Genomic DNA, 20,963 nt, shown 5'->3' with positions numbered 1-20,963 from the left:
TGAATCGCCCCGTGTTTGCCAGAGACTCAATAACTTGAGAAACTGGAACTATGAAAAAATCAAATCGCTATACATCAGAATTTCGTGAACGTGCAATTAGGCTTGTTACCACACAACAGCATGAATACCCTTCTCTTTGGGCTGCGCTAGTATCGATTTCAGATAAACTGGGATGTACCCCAGAAACACTTAGAGCATGGGTCAAGAAATCTCAAGCTCAACCGTCTAAACCCTCTTCTAATACGCAATCAACTGAAGAACGCCTTGCCGTCTTAGAGCGCGAGAATAAAGAGCTCAAGCGAACGAATGATATCCTGAGGCAAGCTGCCGCTTTTTTCGCCCAAGCGGAGCTCGACCGCAAACAGAAGTAATAGTGGATTTTATTGATGCTTGCAGAGAGCATTACGGTGTCGAGTCAATTTGCAAGGAATTGCCGATTGCACCATCAACGTATTATTCTCATAAACAGATACAAAGAGAGCCTGAGCGACTGTCTAACCGCAAAAAGCGTGATGCTGAGCTGATAATACTCATTCGCGAAGTGTGGGAGGATAATATGTCAGTTTATGGTGCAAGAAAAATATGGAAGCAGCTACAGCTTGACGACCATCAAGTCGCCCGCTGTACAGTCGAACGATTGATGCGAGTTATGGGAATTCAAGGTGTTCGTCGGGGTAAAGCACATAAGACAACGATACCTGACGAGCAACAAGATAAGCCACTTGATTTAGTTAATCGTCAATTTACTGCTGAGCAGCCAAATCAACTTTGGGTAGCTGACATCACCTATGTTGCCACATGGAGTGGGTTTGTTTATGTCGCTTTCGTGATAGATGTTTTTTCACGATACATTGTAGGTTGGCGTGTATCAACGACAATGCACACAGAGCTTATTCTTGATGCGTTAGAGCAAGCTATTTGGCATCGTGGCAACCCCGAAGGGTTAATTCACCACAGCGACAGAGGCAGCCAATATTTGTCTATACGATACACTGAGCGACTTGCTGAAGCTGGAATTCAAGCGTCTGTAGGCAGTGTGGGTGACTCTTATGACAATGCATTGGCTGAAACAATAAATGGATTATTTAAAACAGAGATTATTCGCAGAAATGGCCCGTGGAAGAATGTTGATGCTGTTGAATACGCAACGTTAGAGTGGGTCAATTGGTTTAATAATCAACGCTTATTATCTTCAATTGGGTATATTTCACCAGCTCAATATGAAACAGACTACTATGATAATTTAAACGAGTCAGGTAAAGTGGCCTGACTTAAACAAACTGGTCTCCGATGAACTCGGGGCGATTCAGTGTACCTGTCGCACATGATCTCGATATGGGTACATTTCGGATTTTGCTGATGTTTTAATCTCTAAGGTTGGCGCAATATAGTCAATAGGTAATAAGGTTATTCTCATTTGGTTCGGAAAAACCTTAGTTAGATAGGCATCCGTTAGCTCAGTTGATAAATTAATACCTTTATTAATACATAACTGATTTTGGCTTCGACTCCTGTAAGCTTTTTCGTCGAAATGGATATTAACCATTTGTTCATATAATCTCACATCACCACTAACAATAGGTATTATATAAGGACAACCCAGTAATCTACGTACTTCGTCGACAACCTCATAAGCTCGGTTGAGTGCCATATCAACATCATCAATAGGCAGTGCTAAAGCATCGCACCCTAAAATATTAATAGCGCTTTCGACATAATTATGAAAATATTTTTCAATATTTATACCCGACTTATACTGTAAGACCTTATCTATTCCACTGTATCCTTCAAACTCTTCTTTTTTCCCTAATGAGTCAGCCAGTATTTTTAGGGTTTTATAGAAGTCACTTTTCAACAACTCACTTACATCACTGCTATTTTTTTTAATCTTAAACTCAACCTCACTATATATTTGTGCAATAATAACGTTAGCAAAGTTATCTTGCTCAACAAGCATAGTTGGATCTATTGAGTCTAAGAAATATATTGCGCTAGATGGATTTGAGCTAAGCTTACAGAAAGATTGCCACATTACTTCAGAGTTTCGTAGAAACACTGTTTTACCAGTTCCACGCTGACCCGTTACTAAAATTGCATTATGAGATAACCAAGTTTTGCTTCTATTTTTAGCTCTCTCTCCTTTATATTTCTGAGCATCAGAAAGAAATAGCTCTAATTTCTCCACTAACTTATCGCGTGCTTCATATTGCCAAAACTCTTTCGGTTGATTTTTATCAAACTCAGCAATCCCCATAAAATCATCGCGATACTCTTCTTTTGTTAAATCTAAAATATATTTTGTCGCCATTTTTATTATTTCCTTAGTCCTTTAGCCCAGCTGAAAGCGCTATCGTGTACTTTGTAGTGATCGCCCATTATTTCTTTATCTCTTCTTATTACTGTAATTTCATCAAGTAAAAAGAGGCGGGCAAAGGTTTGTTCTTGTATGTATTTCAATTCTTTGTCATCAACGCCGTGACTTGCTATTTCATACTCTCTTTTGAGCCGCATTAAGTTCAGCTCCATAGTTTGATTTCTCACTGATCCAGACGTATAACCAAATAGCCGATTAGCCATGTATGTTAAGATAAAAGCACCAAGGCTAAGTACCCCGCAAAGAGCTATAACCTCTTTTGTAAATTGGAATAATAATATTATTGAAAACAAGATATTAATTATTAGTAGAAGAAAAATTTGTCCTTCGTTTAATGAGTTTTGTTTTTCCGAAGAGTTTGGCTGTTTTTTGGAAAAACTCCGTAAACCTATTACAAACGCAAATAGAACCATTGGTGTAGCAGAAAGTATTTTCCAATTAAAATCATAAAAATCGTAGATCATTGATGATGAGAAAATATCAAAGCCTTTAACTAACTGATCAACTGAGAAAAAGCTTAAGAATATAGCTGCCCAGATCGCAGATAAAACCGAGACCGTTCTCGTTAATTTACTCAACTTATCCATTTTTTTAAAAGAAGAGTTATACAACTGAATAAAATAGTTAATTTCACTTATGACAGGATCACTAGCATCCTTCTTAGGGATTCTCCCTATGTATTCTTCTGATTCCATTTAACTATTCCTTTTATTTTTATAATTTTAGTGAGCCTGGAGGCTATAAAGTTTTAGCAAAGCCTATAATTTGCTTATGTTTGTTCTCCACTTGGAATACGCTGTTTTAACTCTTCTGCAAAAAGGCCAAGTTTTTATATATTTCAACATCAATTTCATTAAGTTTAACTGCTTTACCATTAGCTAAGTATTCTAGTAACGGCGACACTAAGGATTGGTAATCAAGGAAGGCCACTTTTGATCCTTGTTTTAACAGGCATTCCATTTTCATACGCCTGATAATAACGGAGCAAGAAAAATGAATCAAACCTTAACAAAAACCAAGCTTCTTTCTTAGCTTTCCAAGTTAAAATTTCTGCTCAAGTATTTGCTTTAATTCTTTTAGGACGGAAATCGGATACTTAATTAAATATAAGAGTGGTTGTAGTACTGTAGGGTTTAATAAAAGGCTCGACCTAAAAAGTTGGTGCTGATAATTAAATATTAAAAAGTAAGTTTTAAAATGATCTTATGGTGTTCAGTTAAAGTTTGAGGTTATAAACAAGTACCTGACGTTTTATTTTATAAAACTCGCAAAACGTCATAAAACATAACCACATTGCCCTTTAGTGAATTAACATCCATTTTATTTACGGCAATTATTTTAGCTCACTGCTAATGTTTAACTTGCTAATCCCCTGTTTTCTTTGCAGCAATACGAGTTATCAAGCCTGCGTCTTTTAAAAACTTTACGCGCCTTTAAATAGTGCTTTTAGACTTGCCACATTTTTTATCAAGTTGTGCATTAGTTTTATAGCGGTCTTGTTGAATAAGCATCAAAACATCTTTATCACTATTAGATTAATTTTAAACCGTCATTTAATATTTCATTAGTATTTCCTGATACTGTAAAACAAATCAATTGCTTTAATTAAATTTTAGCCATAAAAAAACCCGCGACTTGATTGCTCAAGTTGCGGGTTTTTTAGGGTTTTTAAACAAACGAATTTAAAAACCGTTATTGGTGGAGCTGGGGGAGTCTTAACTAAAATCCTAATTCATTGTTTTAACTGAACTTTAAAATAACGGGTTATAGCAATAGGTACTAACCATGGTACTAAAAGGAAATATCATAATCGAATCTCGATATTAGATTCTTTAAAAAAATAATTATAACTTTTTTTTCCTACATTTCTTCCCATAGACTATCAGCATCTACATTTGGATCTTTTTTCAGCTCTACTTTTTTAGTTTCTTCTGGCCATTTTATATTACTATCTCTTATTAAACCTTCCAGCATAGTGTATGCAATAACGTTACCTTCATATTCAGTTAGCCATTTATTGCCATCCCACTTTATAAAATCGAATGTCCCAGCCCCTTCACCATATTTTACAGCCACAAAATAAAGACCTATCTCTGAAGGTTCATCAGTAAACCAATTGATGCTTTTCATTAATACTCTCTATTTAAAATGTCCTCTAAACACTTCGGCTTTTTTAGCTAAGTATTCAAATATGAAAAACTAACTTGCTCATAATTATTATGCTCAAAACCGAGCTTAAGCAATGAGCTAAAATAGTAAGCTAATTAATTTCATTAAATTCAATACCATTTAAACTTTTTTCTTCAACTAATTGCTTAAATTCTTCACCGCAAAATAGCCCTATCCCATCTAACAACTTCGATTTAAATAGCAATTTGCTATTTATATCTGAATCAATAAATGCAAAGCTTTTAAAGCCACTTCTCAATCCTTTAGAGTAGTTCTCTATACATTTATCAAGATCTTCTTGCCCAAAAACACGCAAGTTAAAAAGTACCATTTCTGAGCCGTTCACGTCTATTTTGAGGAACTCGCCATACTCATTTAAAAAGTGATATAGGTAATCATAAGCTCCCTTAGATAATAGTAAAAAACCACCTTGGATATAAACATCAACTTTATCATAATCAATAGATAACGGCTTAATAGGCATAACATCTGGCCATATATTAAGAATAGAATCATTATTGGCATGTAAATCAAAAATTTTAACCATAAACTCTGCCTCAGCAATGTCTGTATAGCCTTTTAATGATTGATACATTGAATAGGGGTCAAAATCTAATATATCCCCTTGGTCATTCTTACAGTTAATTCTATATACTTTCATGACTATTATCCTAGAGTGGGGAAGTTGCCATCTTTAATTAAAATTTTGGCAATTCTTAGCTCGTTTATAAATAAGGTTCTATCATCTCTGAGTTCTTTACGCCCCAAGTTATCACCGAGCCAAGATTCATATTTTTTTGTGTGTATAGTCTTATGAGCAGGGGCATCAGGTGTAGCCCAGTCATACTGTTTATGACTAGGATTACTAAAAAGCCAAACTCCATTTTTGGCATCATTAATCCCTATTCCATTAAAATGCAAGTTCAGCCTTGCTCTCATCACTGCAGCTTGATCCCAGCGGCCTTTACAACATATTATATGATGTGCCTCATGGCTTGAGGAAGGCTTCATCTCTCCGGCTGCCCTTAGGTTTTTTTGAAGCGCTTTTGTAGGGCGATATTTCTCTCCCATTTTGTCTTCAATACTCGTACTTTCACTGTTAGCTCTATAAGAAGCTAATATAGCCCTTGCCTCTGCAGGCCTTAAGATTTTTTCTCTTTCCTTTTTTAAATGAGCTATATCATTCGCCATAGCTTTTTGTGTGTCCGCACAATTTGGACTCTTTTTTAAAAGCTTTTGATAGTGTTTCCTAGCAAGTAATTCAAAATTGTAAAGTTGTAAGTCTTGAGCAGAAGGCTTTTCGGGGCGAGTTGGCATTGCATACATTAAATATTTCCTTATAAGTTTCTGTATAGACCTTTATGTTCCCATTTTTCATTTTTTTAAGCAAATTTTAAGTACGTACTAAACTAACTTTGCTGCACAAATTTTTGCCTATCAAAAGTGCGACAATAATTAAAAGCTCATTGTACTATTTTTAAAACTATCTCTTTGTCCTTTAACTTTAAGACAATATTCTAGGCAATAAAAACCACCGCTTGTTACTGTTTTCTAATCTGCCTGCGTGGCAGTGAACTTAAAGGCCGGAGTCCTCGACCGCTGGACGATTTTCTAAGCTGCCTGTGCGGCAGTGAACAAATCCTACTACACCGACCAGAATAGTTGCGGTTTCTAAGCTGCCTGTGCGGCAGTGAACTCTTGGTATTTTGAATTGTGTTTTTTTTGCATTTTCTAAGCTGCCTGTGCGGCAGTGAACGTAACGATGCTGTGCAATGTGTGGCTGATGGGTTTCTAAGCTGCCTGTGCGGCAGTGAACCTTTTCATCAAACGCTTTTACTCGCCCGTCACTTTCTAAGCTGCCTGTGCGGCAGTGAACCCAGCCCATTGCTGTTACAAATGCGTAAAGTTTTTCTAAGCTGCCTGTGCGGCAGTGAACCTTCAAACTTTTGCGAGTCACAACGGTGAGGCTTTCTAAGCTGCCTGTGCGGCAGTGAACTTAAGCATGGCAGTGGGTGCAAGGTTTATAGTTTTCTAAGCTGCCTGTGCGGCAGTGAACTTTTAACCCCGACATTTTGTCGTTACTGTTTTTTACTAAGCTGCCTGTGCGGCAGTGAACGTAGTGTTGTTGCAAGCTTTAAAGACTTAGACTTTCTAAGCTGCCTGTGCGGCAGTGAACAATATGGGCAACCCTTTAACTCTACAGCAAATTTTCTAAGCTGCCTGTGCGGCAGTGAACGATGTACTTAAGCGTCAACCTGTATCGCAGCATTTCTAAGCTGCCTGTGCGGCAGTGAACGCTAAAGACGTGAAAGAAAACGCACTAGAGCATTTCTAAGCTGCCTGTGCGGCAGTGAACGCGTCGCTTTTGAACTGTCGATATACGTCGTCTTTCTAAGCTGCCTGTGCGGCAGTGAACTAAAAAAAGAAAAGCCTGTATCAGTTGATGTTTTTCTAAGCTGCCTGTGCGGCAGTGAACCAACAACGCCAGCACCATCTTTCACCATTATTTTTCTAAGCTGCCTGTGCGGCAGTGAACACAAAGCACGTAATTCAAGAAGTAACCAACCATTTCTAAGCTGCCTGTGCGGCAGTGAACAACAACGGCAAACACATTGCCGTTGCTCGATTTTTCTAAGCTGCCTGTGCGGCAGTGAACTAAACTTTTAAATCAACGGAGACCGACACCATTTTCTAAGCTGCCTGTGCGGCAGTGAACTTGCCACGGAAGTTCGTCCCGTTTAGCTCTTTTTTCTAAGCTGCCTGTGCGGCAGTGAACTACCTGTAGTTGCCATCTTTATTTACCTTCTTTTTCTAAGCTGCCTGTGCGGCAGTGAACGAGCAGCAGTTTAAGCCATTCGCTTATGATGATTTCTAAGCTGCCTGTGCGGCAGTGAACCTAGTGATTTGCCATATATAGAGCACACTAAATTTCTAAGCTGCCTGTGCGGCAGTGAACAATACAAATCCCGCTTTCTGTTTCGTAATTGTTTTCTAAGCTGCCTGTGCGGCAGTGAACTTGTAGGCAGTATGGCAGCAAGCGCCGCGTACTTTCTAAGCTGCCTGTGCGGCAGTGAACGCTAGGCATACCCACAGGCAGCGAAGTACCGTTTTCTAAGCTGCCTGTGCGGCAGTGAACAAGACGATGCCATAGCAATAGCTAAAGCGCTATTTCTAAGCTGCCTGTGCGGCAGTGAACTGCAAACCCAAGAGGCGTTGTTTTTTCTGAATTTTCTAAGCTGCCTGTGCGGCAGTGAACGCACTATTGGCGCCGTCACTTATTTGCATGTTTTTCTAAGCTGCCTGTGCGGCAGTGAACATAAGTAATTGCACATCAATGTCAGCGTCAGCTTTCTAAGCTGCCTGTGCGGCAGTAAACGTAAGGAATTGGCGCGTGATGGTATCGAGTACTTTCTAAGCTGCCTGTGCGGCAGTGAACGTAAGGGCGCAACCCACCCAACCCCTTAGTAATTTCTAAGCTGCCTGTGCGGCAGTGAACTTGCCGCCTATTTGCAGCGGGTTTTTAGTGATTTTCTAAGCTGCCTGTGCGGCAGTGAACGTGCTTAGGCGCTTCACCTAGGTTTTCTTGTGTTTCTAAGCTGCCTGTGCGGCAGTGAACCTAAATGGCTGCGTGAGCGCATCAATCGTGAATTTCTAAGCTGCCTGTGCGGCAGTGAACTCAATAGGGTTTCAGCCTATACAACACCAGAATTTCTAAGCTGCCTGTGCGGCAGTGAACTAATTAACGTCCGCATCATCCATTGCTGCAACTTTCTAAGCTGCCTGTGCGGCAGTGAACTTTAAGAATCTGCTTAGCGTTTTCTTCGCTTATTTCTAAGCTGCCTGTGCGGCAGTGAACTATTCAACGGTTTCACCATCGTCAACTAATCATTTCTAAGCTGCCTGTGCGGCAGTGAACACCGAATAAACGGCCAGCTTCACGCGGGTCACTTTCTAAGCTGCCTGTGCGGCAGTGAACCTTTATATGTCGGCACATGCTTAGGTTTGTACTTTCTAAGCTGCCTGTGCGGCAGTGAACCAGATAAAATGTAGATACCGCGCTCTGTTACATTTCTAAGCTGCCTGTGCGGCAGTGAACTCGTATTTGTTGGCGGCTCCGTAATAGGTTACTTTCTAAGCTGCCTGTGCGGCAGTGAACCGGACTTAGTTGCAACTATTGGTCTAGAGGTATTTCTAAGCTGCCTGTGCGGCAGTGAACTTGATGCTGTAAGCCAAAACTCAAGCGATTGGTTTCTAAGCTGCCTGTGCGGCAGTGAACTGCTCTTGCGGTATTATTGCGTATGTACTCATTTTCTAAGCTGCCTGTGCGGCAGTGAACGCTTCTATTAGCGCGTCTAACTCGGTCATGTTTTTCTAAGCTGCCTGTGCGGCAGTGAACCGTTTTAAAAGTCGTGCTAGTGCGGGGCGCTTTTTCTAAGCTGCCTGTGCGGCAGTGAACTAATAGCTGAGTTGTAGTTATACCACTTATCATTTCTAAGCTGCCTGTGCGGCAGTGAACGAGCAGCAGTTTAAACCATTCGCTTATGATGATTTCTAAGCTGCCTGTGCGGCAGTGAACTGTATCATTTCACACCTCGTCTAAAGCTTTGTTTTCTAAGCTGCCTGTGCGGCAGTGAACTTTGCGAAAACCTTTGCCAATGGCGCAGTTCTTTTCTAAGCTGCCTGTGCGGCAGTGAACGCTTTTTTGATCTGCGCTGTGTTTGTGTCTTTTTTCTAAGCTGCCTGTGCGGCAGTGAACCAAAAACCAGCACTTTGTAATTTTTCACAAGTTTTCTAAGCTGCCTGTGCGGCAGTGAACAGTAAGCTTTGTTTGGTAAATGGTTTTTTCATTTTCTAAGCTGCCTGTGCGGCAGTGAACATAAGCGAGGCGGCATATTACCTTTCTTTAAATTTCTAAGCTGCCTGTGCGGCAGTGAACTATGGCGTTGGTGAGTGCATTGGTAAGTGCTGTTTCTAAGCTGCCTGTGCGGCAGTGAACTCTTGTAAATTCTAGCTCTTGGACTTCCGTCTTTTCTAAGCTGCCTGTGCGGCAGTGAACGGCGCTGCAGCCCTTACACACCAAAGGCTGCATTTCTAAGCTGCCTGTGCGGCAGTGAACACATGGAGTACGGCGCTATTCATCAATTTGGTTTTCTAAGCTGCCTGTGCGGCAGTGAACCAGTGCATCGGCCTCGGTTGAATTGGTTGCAATTTCTAAGCTGCCTGTGCGGCAGTGAACTCAGCATGCTCAGGCGATACCACTTCGCCGTATTTCTAAGCTGCCTGTGCGGCAGTGAACACATTAAGGATTCATTCACTCGCTCTGGTATTTTTCTAAGCTGCCTGTGCGGCAGTGAACGCCGCCGTTAGCTGGCTAAGCTTATCTTGCTTTTTCTAAGCTGCCTGTGCGGCAGTGAACAGATCAAGTCGGACCCCGCAACACCATAAAACTTTCTAAGCTGCCTGTGCGGCAGTGAACTAATAGCTGAGTTGTAGTTGTACCACTTGTCATTTCTAAGCTGCCTGTGCGGCAGTGAACTGCAATCTCGCCAGCTTTAGATTTATCCAATTTTTCTAAGCTGCCTGTGCGGCAGTGAACAGTTCGGATCAACTCGCTACCGTCCCCGACAATTTCTAAGCTGCCTGTGCGGCAGTGAACTTAGTTGGCAACCGCAACCCAGCATCTACAGCTTTCTAAGCTGCCTGTGCGGCAGTGAACCAGAAACTCAAGTTGTCAAAGATGCACTGCAATTTCTAAGCTGCCTGTGCGGCAGTGAACCGCATTGAGCGGTTTTTACTACCCGCTACAAATTTCTAAGCTGCCTGTGCGGCAGTGAACCAACCCGCTGCCACCTTTTCATTTTTCGTGTATTTCTAAGCTGCCTGTGCGGCAGTGAACAATGGCATTAATCTGTTATTCAGTTTTATTCTTTTCTAAGCTGCCTGTGCGGCAGTGAACTCAGCCAGCAGTTTGTTTCTGTTGTTCATGTTTTTCTAAGCTGCCTGTGCGGCAGTGAACCTTTCAATCAATGCCGCTTCAATTTGTTCATCTTTCTAAGCTGCCTGTGCGGCAGTGAACCATCAACCTTATCGCCTTTAAAGGTGTAGGTATTTCTAAGCTGCCTGTGCGGCAGTGAACTTAGAGTAAGCTAACCCACCGTATTAATTTGCTTTCTAAGCTGCCTGTGCGGCAGTGAACTTAGCTCGCGCAGCACCCGCAACTTACCGTTATTTCTAAGCTGCCTGTGCGGCAGTGAACGACGGTCGCCAAACTTACCAGCACCTTGAATCTTTCTAAGCTGCCTGTGCGGCAGTGAACTTTGCGCTCGGTGTGGATATAAACCAATTAACTTTCTAAGCTGCCTGTGCGGCAGTGAACCTGTTAGCATGGTTGGGTTATTTTCATCATCATTTCTAAGCTGCCTGTGCGGCAGTGAACTGCAATGTGGCGTTGTTGCTCGGGGGTTTTAGTTTCTAAGCTGCCTGTGCGGCAGTGAACCATGACCGTTGATTTAAGCGGGGATTATGTGTTTTCTAAGCTGCCTGTGCGGCAGTGAACGCTTACTCTAAATCTATACAAATTGAACTGATTTTCTAAGCTGCCTGTGCGGCAGTGAACAAGAGTTTAGAAATGCATTAACCGACAATATGTTTCTAAGCTGCCTGTGCGGCAGTGAACGCGATGCACGGTTAAAATACTTGCGCAAACAATTTCTAAGCTGCCTGTGCGGCAGTGAACAATTAAGAGCGGCTAACGAGTTTAGAGCTAAATTTCTAAGCTGCCTGTGCGGCAGTGAACGGATATGCTAAGCAGTACGGGCTGCCTTCAAATTTCTAAGCTGCCTGTGCGGCAGTGAACCACAATTAGGCTTTACGAAAACCTATGCCAATTTTCTAAGCTGCCTGTGCGGCAGTGAACGTAAGCGTGAAGCAGACGCACCCCACATGCCATTTCTAAGCTGCCTGTGCGGCAGTGAACATGGTCAGTCGTTAACGGTAGTTTGTGCAGAATTTCTAAGCTGCCTGTGCGGCAGTGAACAACGCCGCGACCAAGCCGAAACAACCCGCGCTTTTCTAAGCTGCCTGTGCGGCAGTGAACTGTCGATTAGGTTCATATTTCTAACGCCTCTATTTCTAAGCTGCCTGTGCGGCAGTGAACCGTTGCAACCGTGATCACCGACATCACAACGGTTTCTAAGCTGCCTGTGCGGCAGTGAACATTGACCAATTGCGCGATTTTTCAATCATCCCTTTCTAAGCTGCCTGTGCGGCAGTGAACATTATAGGCAATACTGTTTATGGAACGGGTAATTTCTAAGCTGCCTGTGCGGCAGTGAACGCTGGCCGCGACTTTACCGGCTTAACGTTAATTTTCTAAGCTGCCTGTGCGGCAGTGAACGGTGAAACTGTACCGCTTCGCGTTTCTGTAACTTTCTAAGCTGCCTGTGCGGCAGTGAACTCGGTGATGGTCAGTTTACGCTAACTCACAATTTTCTAAGCTGCCTGTGCGGCAGTGAACGTTTTACCGTCAAAGTATCGGCAGTTTGGAGTTTTCTAAGCTGCCTGTGCGGCAGTGAACATGATAGTGAATTAATAAGCTCAGCATGCTCATTTCTAAGCTGCCTGTGCGGCAGTGAACTCTTTGGGTAACGTAGAGGCTCAGCACAGGTTTTTCTAAGCTGCCTGTGCGGCAGTGAACGTAAAGCTCGTGGATTGATATTCCGCAACTCTTTTCTAAGCTGCCTGTGCGGCAGTGAACTGGATAAAGATGTGGAGTCAATGGCACAGATATTTCTAAGCTGCCTGTGCGGCAGTGAACTATAGAATATCAGCATAAAAATAAGTTACAACAGGCCGTAAGGGTAAATATGCTAATTTTACCTTATAAAAAGCTAACTATTGTAACTTGCTGTTTTTATATCATATTTTTAAAGAGCAAAAATAAAGGGTGAACAACACCCTTCATAGATTAAAATTGAGGTACGCAGCCCAATTTATTTTCATCATTCGATTTTGCACTGAGTCCATAGCTGTCAAATGTGCCATTTTGAGAACTATTGACTTTTACTCTAGAAATAAACAGAGGGAATTTACTACTTTGATTGGGCGAACGACGCTTAGTTTCTTGGCTATGTAAAAAGATAAACGGTAGCTTGCTGTGCCCTACTGGTTTGGTCTTTTCAAGCTCAATTAAACATTGTGCTAAAGATTGACCACTTTTGTTAGCCCAGCGCTTTGCTTTTTCTTGCATATCCCGGTCTATACGCTCAGCCGATTTAACATGTGTACGCTTAAAACATACATAAGTTACACCAGCCGGCACTGGTTTGATGGCTTTTACGTGTATATAATCTGCAAGGCGAGTTAACCATTCGTCAATGCCTAACTTTTCAAGCTCAGCTTTATCTTTTGCAAAAAGGCGTAATTTGCTACCCAATGGAAAACTACTTTGCTTATAGTCCGGAAACCCCACTGCAATCGCCGATTCGTTTTCAGCAACTTTATTATCAACCAATGCAATATGCACTTGTTGATACACTTTTTCCCATAAAAAGCCAAGATTGGTTTCAGCGTCTGGCAACAAGGTTATTTCGAGGTAGTAATTCATACTTACTCCTTATTCACCAAATACACCGCCACGAATTAACATGGCCATAATATAATGCTGTTGCTCAAGTTCAGGCTCTTTACCTTTTAACATCCAACCATCAAGTAGCTTATAAAAATCCATACTTTGTTTTGGTTGACGGTATGCTGCACCACGATTTGTAACAGACCCATATGGTTCTACTGCTATTGGCCCAATTTCATCTGCTTCAGAATGCCATGTATCTATGGTACGCAAAGCATTACCCACTTTTTGTGAATGTATTGCTGCTTGGCCATCCAATTGATATAAGAACTTGCTCTTATCACCCTTACCACCGCCCATCACCAGTTCTTGTGATGGATAAACTGCTTGCCCTTGTCCTAACTGACTATAAGCTTCAACTTTGATCAACGCATGCTCTTCGGTAAGACCTTGCTGAATGATTTGTGCTAATTCATTTATTTGTTGGTTTTCTTCAAAATCGCGCAGGCTAAACTCATAACTATCAAAAGTAAATTGCTTTCTATTTTCTTTATTACCCGCAGTAACCACCACTTTTACCGCTTCAGCGCCTACACGGTTGCGCCACAAAAAACGACCATTGGCAATGTTATGCGCGTAGCGCTTGGCTAATTCTTTAAACTCTGTTGAAATTTGGTATTGCTTTACTTTTTCAACTAATGCACTTTGATAAGCGGGATCATTACACGTTGATGGAACATGTAGGTTACTTAACACGCGTAAGGTGAAGACTAATTTTAAGGTATCTGTACTGTGTGGTAATGCGGCAACATCAACAGTTTGTAAATTGGCTTTTGATACTTCTGCATCCAATTTCGCTGGATCATTTGCCATTGCGGCTTTTAGTCTATTTGAAATGGTGCCACGTACTGCTTTTTCGCCAACTAAAATTGGTTGCCAGTTATTTTCATCTACATTCCCTGCAAACATCAGGGCATCAGATGGGATCAATTTTGCTTCAAACGCTAGTACTGAAGGGGTTTTAAGTTTTACATCTGCCATGGTTAAATCTCCGTTTATTATTAAAAGTCAGGGTCAAATACAGTGTCACTTGTTTGGACTTCTATATCTGGTTCTAAAATAGTTGTTGTGGTTGAAGTTGTTTTGGCAATATACCAAGGGTACTGATAGGTATAGCGCCAAACGCCATTATTAATTTGTTTAAGGCGGTGAACGCTTTGCCACTCACCAACGCTATATGCGGTTTCTGCAAATGCGACTGGCACTGTTTTATCGCGCACGTTTTCAACTTCACCGGCCGCATAAAGCTCTGAAATTGCATAGTAGCCCGCAGCTATTGGTACTAAATAACCGCCATTAGGCTTTACAACATACTTCCACGAGACTCTTATTTTTGTGCTTTCTTCGTTTTCTTGCGCAGGCTCTACTTGCTCACTTTCACTGTTTTGATTTTCAAGTGGCGTGGCTTGAAATTTTAATTTGACAAAATCGCACCATGCATCAAATAAGCTTGTATTTTCTTGTTTAGCTTTCAGTGTTGAAAAGTGCGCTTCGAGGTAGTCACTTCTATCGAGCAAGACAAAGCCCGGCATTAAGCGGCGTAATGCTTTTTGTTGTGACTGTTCATCATTTAACACTTCACAGGATTCAAAGCTCGTTATTTGCCCACCAGCTAGGCGCATGGAAGGAATTGAATTATTTAACTCTTCTTGCAATAGCTGCAGTGTTGTTTGATCGCCTGCAACCAAACCCTCCACTTCAATCAATAAAGAGATTTGCATATTCATGCGACCTTCTTCATTAATGGGGGCAGTATTACCTTGTTGTGTAAGCGGGTTTCGCGTTAAAGCGAAAACGTAATCTCCCCATCCTTTAGGTTGGCGTGCATGGACGATATTTTTATGACTGATTACTGCGACACCCCCCAACTTTATTTTAAGCTTGTCAGGTAATTTCCGTGATAGCGCATGAGCAAAACCTAAAAAATTAGTAATCGCAGGAAAACCATAAGTTAAGCCTGCAATCGCATTAGCATTTTGTACGTTAAGTTTTTTAAGTAGAATATATTGCTGCATATTATTGTTCTCCCAACTTTGGCGTAAGGCGCTCAAAAACTTTTAACTCGTGTAAACACAGCTTTTTAAAGTATTGTTGTTCAACATCGCCTAACAAATAGCACTGTTTATTTTCAAGTTTGCGCAACAGCCAAAGTGAAAAGTCGTTTGCAATAACCTCAAGCCAATCGTTCTTTTCACGCTCAGCTTGAAAAGCCGTACTTGGATTATTTACATCTAACCAAAGCGCGTGCTCACGTTTCATTTGGCATTGCTCATCACTTGCCCAACCCGCGTGATCGGTTAGGCTTTGAATTTGTACTGCATGATTAAATAAGCTGTCGAGTAAAGGCTGAACAAAGCCATAATCAAGCTTATAACGGGTTTTAAAGTTTCTATCTTGCTCAGTAAGCCCAGTTAAAAAGGCTTTAAATTCACGAATAAGTGTTGACGTTTTAAAACCAAATTCACGATTAAATATCGATGCACTGGTTAACGGTGGTTTACTCTGAACTTGAAAGGTTGGCGGCGCACAGTTGAGTAAAAAGCTTTGACCATATCGCTCGCTATTTAACTGTGAAATATTCTGTGGTTTAGAACCACCAAAATTTTGTACTGCGGTGGCTGGAAAGCTTTCATCTAACGCTTGATGGAAATTCCCTTTTCTGCGCGCTTCACGTATATCTTTAGACTCGCCAAAACGCGTTTTAGTAACCTGTTTATGTAACTCATGAGCAAGTGACGATGAAAACAACGGGCACAATAAGTGATACTTTTCAGCGCCATCTAAATTAACAGGATAATAAAGCTGTTTTGTCAGCGTGTGCCCTGAGCGTTTTTCATCACCTAACGCTTTTTCAAAACCTGACTGCCACTGCCCCAGTAGCGCAGTGTCATCGGTGAATGCCTTTAACGCATCTACATGCTTGTTTTGTAACTGTTCAATTAAGCTTTCGCCTTTAACGGTTATTTTTAAAAGCTTTGCTACATCAAGCGCTGCTGCATTACCTACAGCATCAATTGCTTTAGACTTCATGCTAGCTGTTGTGACATACCCTGGACTTTGTTGTTCTGTAGGCGACACTAAAATACTGCTTGCTTTAGCATCACTGTGGGTAAACTTTGCAGCATGTGTCGCCAAACTAATTTGTTTAGCTCGCTTAGCCGCATCTGTTAACCAATCAACAGGTTTAAATGTTGCCTCGATCGGCGCTGCGGCCTCATAGTATTGCGACTTAGCCATGCTGATTTCTGTGGCGTCGTCACTTTTTTCTAGCAACTTATCGCGCGCTTTTTGTAGCGGCTCTAATTTAGTTTGTTTGCGTTGCTCGATATAATCGGCAATCGCCTCACTTAAGGTCAATTCCATTGGTTTTCCTTATTTTTTGGTTGCTCATAAACACCTAATTGCGGGTGCCATGACCATGTGATTAGTTGCTCTTCTTTTTCTGCTCTTAAATTTATTTCGCCTAACTGCTGACTGGCCTTTTGTTGGTTGCACTTGAGTGCTTCAGCAAAGTGTTGATAAATATCTGTTGGAGACTCTTCAAACCACCAATAACAGCCCTTTGCCAACATAATTTTTTCATTATTAAAGCGACTATTTTTTGGTGTGTAGCTGTAGGGTTTTTGCGTAGTATCTAACTGGCTCCATGTGAGTTGGTCATCTTCATTAATGCGTAAGACAAATGCTTCTTGCATCTGAGATTGCCTAAATTCAGTTTGGCGAATAAATTCCGCATTCCAACTAGCATGTATCGCTGTGGTTTCATTCCACCAGATATCTGCTTCTTTATGATTTCGATAGAACTCTTTGCGATATTTTTTACCGTCCATCACTTCTAAATGAAAGCGCAGCGAGCGATGCTCTTGCACCATAAACTGTTTAGTCGCATTTGCAGGCCCATACTTCTCTAGTACCTCAAAATCTCCTAAAGTGAATTTAGGCTCGATGATCCGAGATATCGCTGAAATATGGGTTAGCTCGTTTGTGACTAATTCATTTAGGTCGTGCTCTGCTAATGGCAGTGCTTTACTTTCAAAGCCCGGTTTGCAATAAGCTGGTGTTTCGTTTTTTAAGGCTCGGATATTTTTATTCAATACCCGAAGGTTGCTAGTTTTTGGTTCTTGCTGGCGGTGCCTTTGTACTCGCCCCGCTAACTGAATAATGGAACGCATCGAGCTAGGCTCGGCTATCGCCCAGTCGTAATCATGATCGCGCCCAACTTCAACGACGGATGTACCGAGCACAATAAAAATATGGTTGTTAACCGAGCTATTTTGTATAGCTTTTTGTATTTCGGGCTGTTGCCATAATTGCTGTTCATCGTGGCGATTTAGTGCTTTATCTAAGCGGCTTTCTTTAAATGAACGTAGTGCCAAAGGAAGCTGGGAATGATATATACAAAAATGAATATGATGATCTGCTTGAGGCTTCATATTCATTAAGCATTTAGCCACTTCGACCATAGGGTTAATGTTGGCCATACGTACCACACCTAATGAAATTTTATTTCCTGACGAGTGCGTTACATGATGGCTGCTATGAAGTTGATGTATGTGTTCATAAATAGTGTGAGCAGTGCTTAAAAACTCACTAGGAACAGATTGGTTGGTTGCGCCCTCTAACGTTAAAGGCTCAATATTAATGATTTCGCCTTTACGTAATACATCTTGCTCACTGGTGAGTTTTTTCACTCGCTTATCAACAAATGCTTTGTGGGTTGCGATGAAACTTTCTTTATTTGCTACTTCGAGTGTTTGGCTTTTAAATTCGTCAAACCATGCACACCAAACAGGTTGTTGTTTATCTTTTGGAAATTGTGCTTGATTAAATTGCTGTCGCCCTGATTGATAAGCATCAAATAACGCTTTGATTAATGAAGGCGGTAACGTGGCTGAAGAAAGTAGTACCCGTGAACCAAGCATTCCAGCCCAATTTACTAAGCGGCATAATGCAGGTAAATCTTCTAAACCAAAGTCATCAGGCTCATCCAGTACTAAATCTGAGGTGAGTAAACGTAACATCGGCGCTATTTGTTTGCCGCCACGTTTGCTCTCTGTGGCAGGCATTAGGTGATCTATGGTGCTCACTAATACAGGCGCACTAATTAGCTGTTCTAGCTTAGGACTAGCGCTAAGCCAATGCTTTAAACGACCATCGTATATTTGACCTTCGTAACTTACAAATAGCTGATCAAATAACTCATCTGCAGACTCACTTCCAGAGTTTACTTTTTCAGGTTCTTTATTGAGTTGATGTAGTGTTTTGACCGCTTGAGAGCCAATTAATACTGCTAACTCGTCATCACCAAGCTTCAATAAATCACGATAAGCATCTCCTGTTTGCAAGGTAAGAGTTCGTAAACCGAGTGCAACTGAAAATCGACAACCTTCTTTTTCATCTGACAAACCATACATAACGCGCGCATTGGCTATTGTTTTTCCGCAGCCGGTTGATGCCATATTGACACCAAAGAACCCCTGTTTTTCAGTCGCTTTAGAAATTGCCTTTGCATATGAGAACGCCCTATCCTGCCAACGATATTTATCATGCTCAGCATTTTTACTAAATAACTTATGTTGTGCTATTGCGGGCAGCGTATATTTTAGTGCGGGTAGATTTTGTGAAAAGCGCAGTGCATTAACAGCAACACCAATATTATGTTCATCAAGTTGTTGCTTGGGCTTGTGACTTGCTTGCTTAGCGTTTTGTCTATCCGTATTGGCTATTGCCTTGTATTGTTTGTCTCTCCAAACTGTTTTGGACTTTTCAATTGGTAAAGAGGAATAGTAGTGGTCGGCAAGCATTAGCGACAATCTTGCCAGATGGCTGACACAACGTTGTTCAAACCAGTTTATTTCACCCGTAAACAATAAAGGCGTATTTAAAGCCCGCTTTGCTAAACGGCTCGCTTTATGCTGCCAAGGCTTACTGACAAATGGGGTTCCGTGGGTAAAAAGCCAGTTTTGTGAAATGGTTTTGGCGCTGTATTTATCAAGGTCAATAGCATTAGTTGAATTCCAGTGACAATCGAAGCAATGAGACAGCCACTTATCAATATCTTTAATTTGGACAGCATCACCATTAGCCATAGGTAATCGATGATGCGATACAATCAACCAGCCAACTAACTTTGCAAAAGGTGCAAGGTCATCAAATGCACGTTGATTGCCTTTTCCATCAACAAACAACTTGCTGAGTACGAATTTTTCTACCTCCATACCTTGATCATGTTCAAAAAGATTAGCTAATTGATTTAACCATTCGTGATCTGTTTTCCCCTTTGTGAACGCCTCAAATAAACGCAGTGATACCCATTCATGGCGATAAGGTTCACCTTTTGATTCAGTTAACCCCTTTAACTTTTGTTGGAATAAATCATTAGCTTTACCAAAATCATGAAATAATCCCGCAATACTTGATGCCAAAACGACTATTTCATTTAAACACCAGCCTTGCTCCCATTCTTTATGATCTAAGTTAAGTGAGGTTCTATTCACAGGCACTATGCCTTGTTCATTAAATTTCAATCTGTTTCCTACCACCCACAATAACTGACTGCGTGAGCGATTTCTGATCCAATGGCAACTCACAGCGGTACTGCGGCTGGCGGTTTTGCGTAGCATTTTTTTAACGGTTAATAGGCCGTCTTCGGTGATGAGGGTTTGCCATGTGTTGTCGCCAATGCGGTTGGCGAAGGCGTCGAGCACCCTACGGGTTTTGCCGAGGGCGTTTTTTTCGCATTGTGAAACGAACGTGACCATCATAGGTTTTTTGCCTCAATGTCTTGCGTTGAATAATCTTGTAAGGCAATTTCCTTTACTGTATCGAACATAAAGTCGAGGGCTTTGTGATCGGTAAAGGTTTGTAACACTTGTTGACGGAACTCTTGTTCTGTGGCGTTTTCTTTGGCGCAAATAAATGCCCAAGGGAGGACTAATGCGTCTTTAATTAAGTCAGCTACATCGAACACTAAGGCACCGCGTCTGGTTTTACCGTGCATAACGGCAAAACCATGGGGGATACCTAGTACCCATAAACAGCTTGCGGCTAGGCCATATGCTAAGTAGTTACCATGATTTAAGAAGTCGTTAGCTTTATTGATACTATTTTTATCAGGTTGGTGTTGACGCTTAAACTCTGCTGCATTGGTATTATTGGCTGCATATTTATAGAGTACTTTGGTGAGCTGTGCTTCGGTCAACAGCAAGTCAGATTGTTTTTTTGCGGCATCGGTGCGGGCGTGAAACGTTGTTAACGCGCCCTGTATTTTTTCGCTATTAAAATCGAACCCCTCACTTTTTAAATCACGATCTTTTTGCCAGACCTTTTGCAAATAAGTTATGCGCGCTTGTTGAAACGTTTTTGCGGCTTTGAGGCGCTTTTCGTCATCAAACCAAAACTGTAACCAGCCATGGAGGTACTCTGTTGGGCGATACTCACTTTGTGGCGTAAACCATTCTACTTCGCAGGCCATATGTAATGGTGTGCCTCCGCCACCAGCAAAGCCAACTAATACACCCGCTTGGGCTAACATTCGCATCGCCGCTTGGGTTATTGATGTACCGTTACCTAATAGTAAAACGGTAGTGTTCGCAATCGGAATATTAAAATACTGATTTTCGTTTTTGGCTTCTGTAAGATAAAGCACGCGGCCATCTTTTTGCATTACCCTGCAATATTCAAGGTAATACATGTTAGCGCGTTTAGAGTGCAGTATTGTTTTTAAATCTGAAGGTGAAAAGTCATCCATTAATTCAATCCTTTAAATCATTATCCTTTCTTCAATATTAA

At 41.5% G+C, this 20,963-nt stretch carries 12 protein-coding genes, 1 CRISPR repeat array and 1 other annotated feature; of the genes, 1 reads left to right on the top strand and 11 read right to left on the bottom strand.

Features of this window, described 5'->3' with window-relative positions; genetic code table 11:
• Nucleotides 1-50: 50 nt before the first annotated feature.
• Nucleotides 51-1,270, top strand: a protein-coding gene (locus tag ND6B_RS13680; RefSeq protein WP_089368775.1) for an IS3 family transposase whose coding sequence is annotated in 2 segments (ribosomal slippage) — nucleotides 51-330 and nucleotides 330-1,270 — 1,221 coding nt in all. Because the reading frame shifts where the segments join, the coding sequence is not laid out codon by codon here.
• Nucleotides 329-445 (top strand) — a sequence feature (AL1L pseudoknot). It overlaps the preceding gene by 117 nt.
• A 36-nt stretch (nucleotides 1,271-1,306) precedes the next feature.
• On the opposite strand, the gene ND6B_RS13685 is transcribed toward ND6B_RS13680, so the two are convergent.
• The 11 genes from ND6B_RS13685 to cas1f all read right to left on the bottom strand — a co-directional run bounded on the left by ND6B_RS13685 (nucleotide 1,307) and on the right by cas1f (nucleotide 20,922).
• Nucleotides 1,307-2,308, bottom strand: a complete 1,002-nt coding sequence (locus ND6B_RS13685) for a hypothetical protein (RefSeq protein ID WP_051686734.1) — start codon at nucleotides 2,306-2,308, stop codon at nucleotides 1,307-1,309.
• A 5-nt stretch (nucleotides 2,309-2,313) separates the two neighbouring features.
• Complete coding sequence (locus ND6B_RS13690) at nucleotides 2,314-3,069, bottom strand: hypothetical protein (RefSeq protein ID WP_033102949.1); 756 nt, start codon at nucleotides 3,067-3,069, stop codon at nucleotides 2,314-2,316.
• Between the two features lie 1,165 nt (nucleotides 3,070-4,234).
• Entirely contained in the window at nucleotides 4,235-4,504 is a 270-nt protein-coding gene (locus ND6B_RS0119070; protein WP_051686733.1) for a hypothetical protein, read from the bottom strand.
• Nucleotides 4,505-4,634: 130 nt separating this feature from the next.
• The gene (locus ND6B_RS19760; protein WP_051686732.1) at nucleotides 4,635-5,204 is read right to left on the bottom strand and encodes a hypothetical protein; all 570 of its coding nucleotides are present in this window, start codon (nucleotides 5,202-5,204) and stop codon (nucleotides 4,635-4,637) included.
• Between the two features lie 5 nt (nucleotides 5,205-5,209).
• Nucleotides 5,210-5,869 (bottom strand): AHH domain-containing protein, encoded by a 660-nt coding sequence (locus ND6B_RS13695; RefSeq protein ID WP_033102948.1) that lies wholly within the window; start codon nucleotides 5,867-5,869, stop codon nucleotides 5,210-5,212.
• A 222-nt stretch (nucleotides 5,870-6,091) separates the two neighbouring features.
• A CRISPR array of direct repeats spans nucleotides 6,092-12,359; the repeat unit is 28 nt; unit sequence TTTCTAAGCTGCCTGTGCGGCAGTGAAC.
• Between the two features lie 150 nt (nucleotides 12,360-12,509).
• Nucleotides 12,510-13,148 carry a type I-F CRISPR-associated endoribonuclease Cas6/Csy4 gene (gene cas6f, locus ND6B_RS13700; RefSeq protein WP_033102947.1) on the bottom strand — a complete coding sequence of 213 codons (639 nt, stop codon included), beginning with the start codon at nucleotides 13,146-13,148 and terminating at the stop codon, nucleotides 12,510-12,512.
• Nucleotides 13,149-13,157: 9 nt separating this feature from the next.
• Complete coding sequence (csy3, locus tag ND6B_RS13705) at nucleotides 13,158-14,153, bottom strand: type I-F CRISPR-associated protein Csy3 (RefSeq protein WP_033102946.1); 996 nt, start codon at nucleotides 14,151-14,153, stop codon at nucleotides 13,158-13,160.
• 20 nt (nucleotides 14,154-14,173) lie between these two features.
• Nucleotides 14,174-15,187 carry a type I-F CRISPR-associated protein Csy2 gene (csy2, locus tag ND6B_RS13710; protein WP_033102945.1) on the bottom strand — a complete coding sequence of 338 codons (1,014 nt, stop codon included), beginning with the start codon at nucleotides 15,185-15,187 and terminating at the stop codon, nucleotides 14,174-14,176.
• 1 nt (nucleotide 15,188) lies between these two features.
• Nucleotides 15,189-16,535 carry a type I-F CRISPR-associated protein Csy1 gene (gene csy1 / locus ND6B_RS13715; protein ID WP_033102944.1) on the bottom strand — a complete coding sequence of 449 codons (1,347 nt, stop codon included), beginning with the start codon at nucleotides 16,533-16,535 and terminating at the stop codon, nucleotides 15,189-15,191.
• The gene (gene cas3f / locus ND6B_RS13720) at nucleotides 16,526-19,936 is read right to left on the bottom strand and encodes a type I-F CRISPR-associated helicase Cas3f (protein ID WP_033102943.1); all 3,411 of its coding nucleotides are present in this window, start codon (nucleotides 19,934-19,936) and stop codon (nucleotides 16,526-16,528) included. Before cas3f ends, csy1 begins: the two co-directional genes overlap by 10 nt.
• Nucleotides 19,933-20,922, bottom strand: coding sequence for a type I-F CRISPR-associated endonuclease Cas1f (gene cas1f, locus ND6B_RS13725; protein WP_033102942.1), 990 nt, complete (start codon nucleotides 20,920-20,922; stop codon nucleotides 19,933-19,935). Before cas1f ends, cas3f begins: the two co-directional genes overlap by 4 nt.
• Between the last annotated feature and the right edge of the window lie 41 nt (nucleotides 20,923-20,963).

Origin of the sequence: Pseudoalteromonas sp. ND6B, assembly GCF_000764215.1 — a bacterium.
Classification (GTDB): domain Bacteria; phylum Pseudomonadota; class Gammaproteobacteria; order Enterobacterales; family Alteromonadaceae; genus Pseudoalteromonas; species Pseudoalteromonas tetraodonis.
Note: the sequence above shows the minus strand (reverse complement) of the source record. Positions and strands in the feature narration are given on the sequence as shown.

Bases quoted from the DNA above. Each gene is read 5' to 3' on its own strand.
- cas6f (WP_033102947.1), bottom strand. From the start codon at position 13,148: ATGAATTACTACCTCGAAATAACCTTGTTGCCAGACGCTGAAACCAAT.
- ND6B_RS19760 (WP_051686732.1), bottom strand. From the start codon at position 5,204: ATGAAAGTATATAGAATTAACTGTAAGAATGACCAAGGGGATATATTA.
- csy3 (WP_033102946.1), bottom strand. From the start codon at position 14,153: ATGGCAGATGTAAAACTTAAAACCCCTTCAGTACTAGCGTTTGAAGCA.
- csy2 (WP_033102945.1), bottom strand. From the start codon at position 15,187: ATGCAGCAATATATTCTACTTAAAAAACTTAACGTACAAAATGCTAAT.
- ND6B_RS13695 (WP_033102948.1), bottom strand. From the start codon at position 5,869: ATGTATGCAATGCCAACTCGCCCCGAAAAGCCTTCTGCTCAAGACTTA.
- csy1 (WP_033102944.1), bottom strand. From the start codon at position 16,535: ATGGAATTGACCTTAAGTGAGGCGATTGCCGATTATATCGAGCAACGC.
- ND6B_RS0119070 (WP_051686733.1), bottom strand. From the start codon at position 4,504: ATGAAAAGCATCAATTGGTTTACTGATGAACCTTCAGAGATAGGTCTT.
- cas3f (WP_033102943.1), bottom strand. From the start codon at position 19,936: ATGATGGTCACGTTCGTTTCACAATGCGAAAAAAACGCCCTCGGCAAA.
- ND6B_RS13690 (WP_033102949.1), bottom strand. From the start codon at position 3,069: ATGGAATCAGAAGAATACATAGGGAGAATCCCTAAGAAGGATGCTAGT.
- ND6B_RS13685 (WP_051686734.1), bottom strand. From the start codon at position 2,308: ATGGCGACAAAATATATTTTAGATTTAACAAAAGAAGAGTATCGCGAT.
- cas1f (WP_033102942.1), bottom strand. From the start codon at position 20,922: ATGGATGACTTTTCACCTTCAGATTTAAAAACAATACTGCACTCTAAA.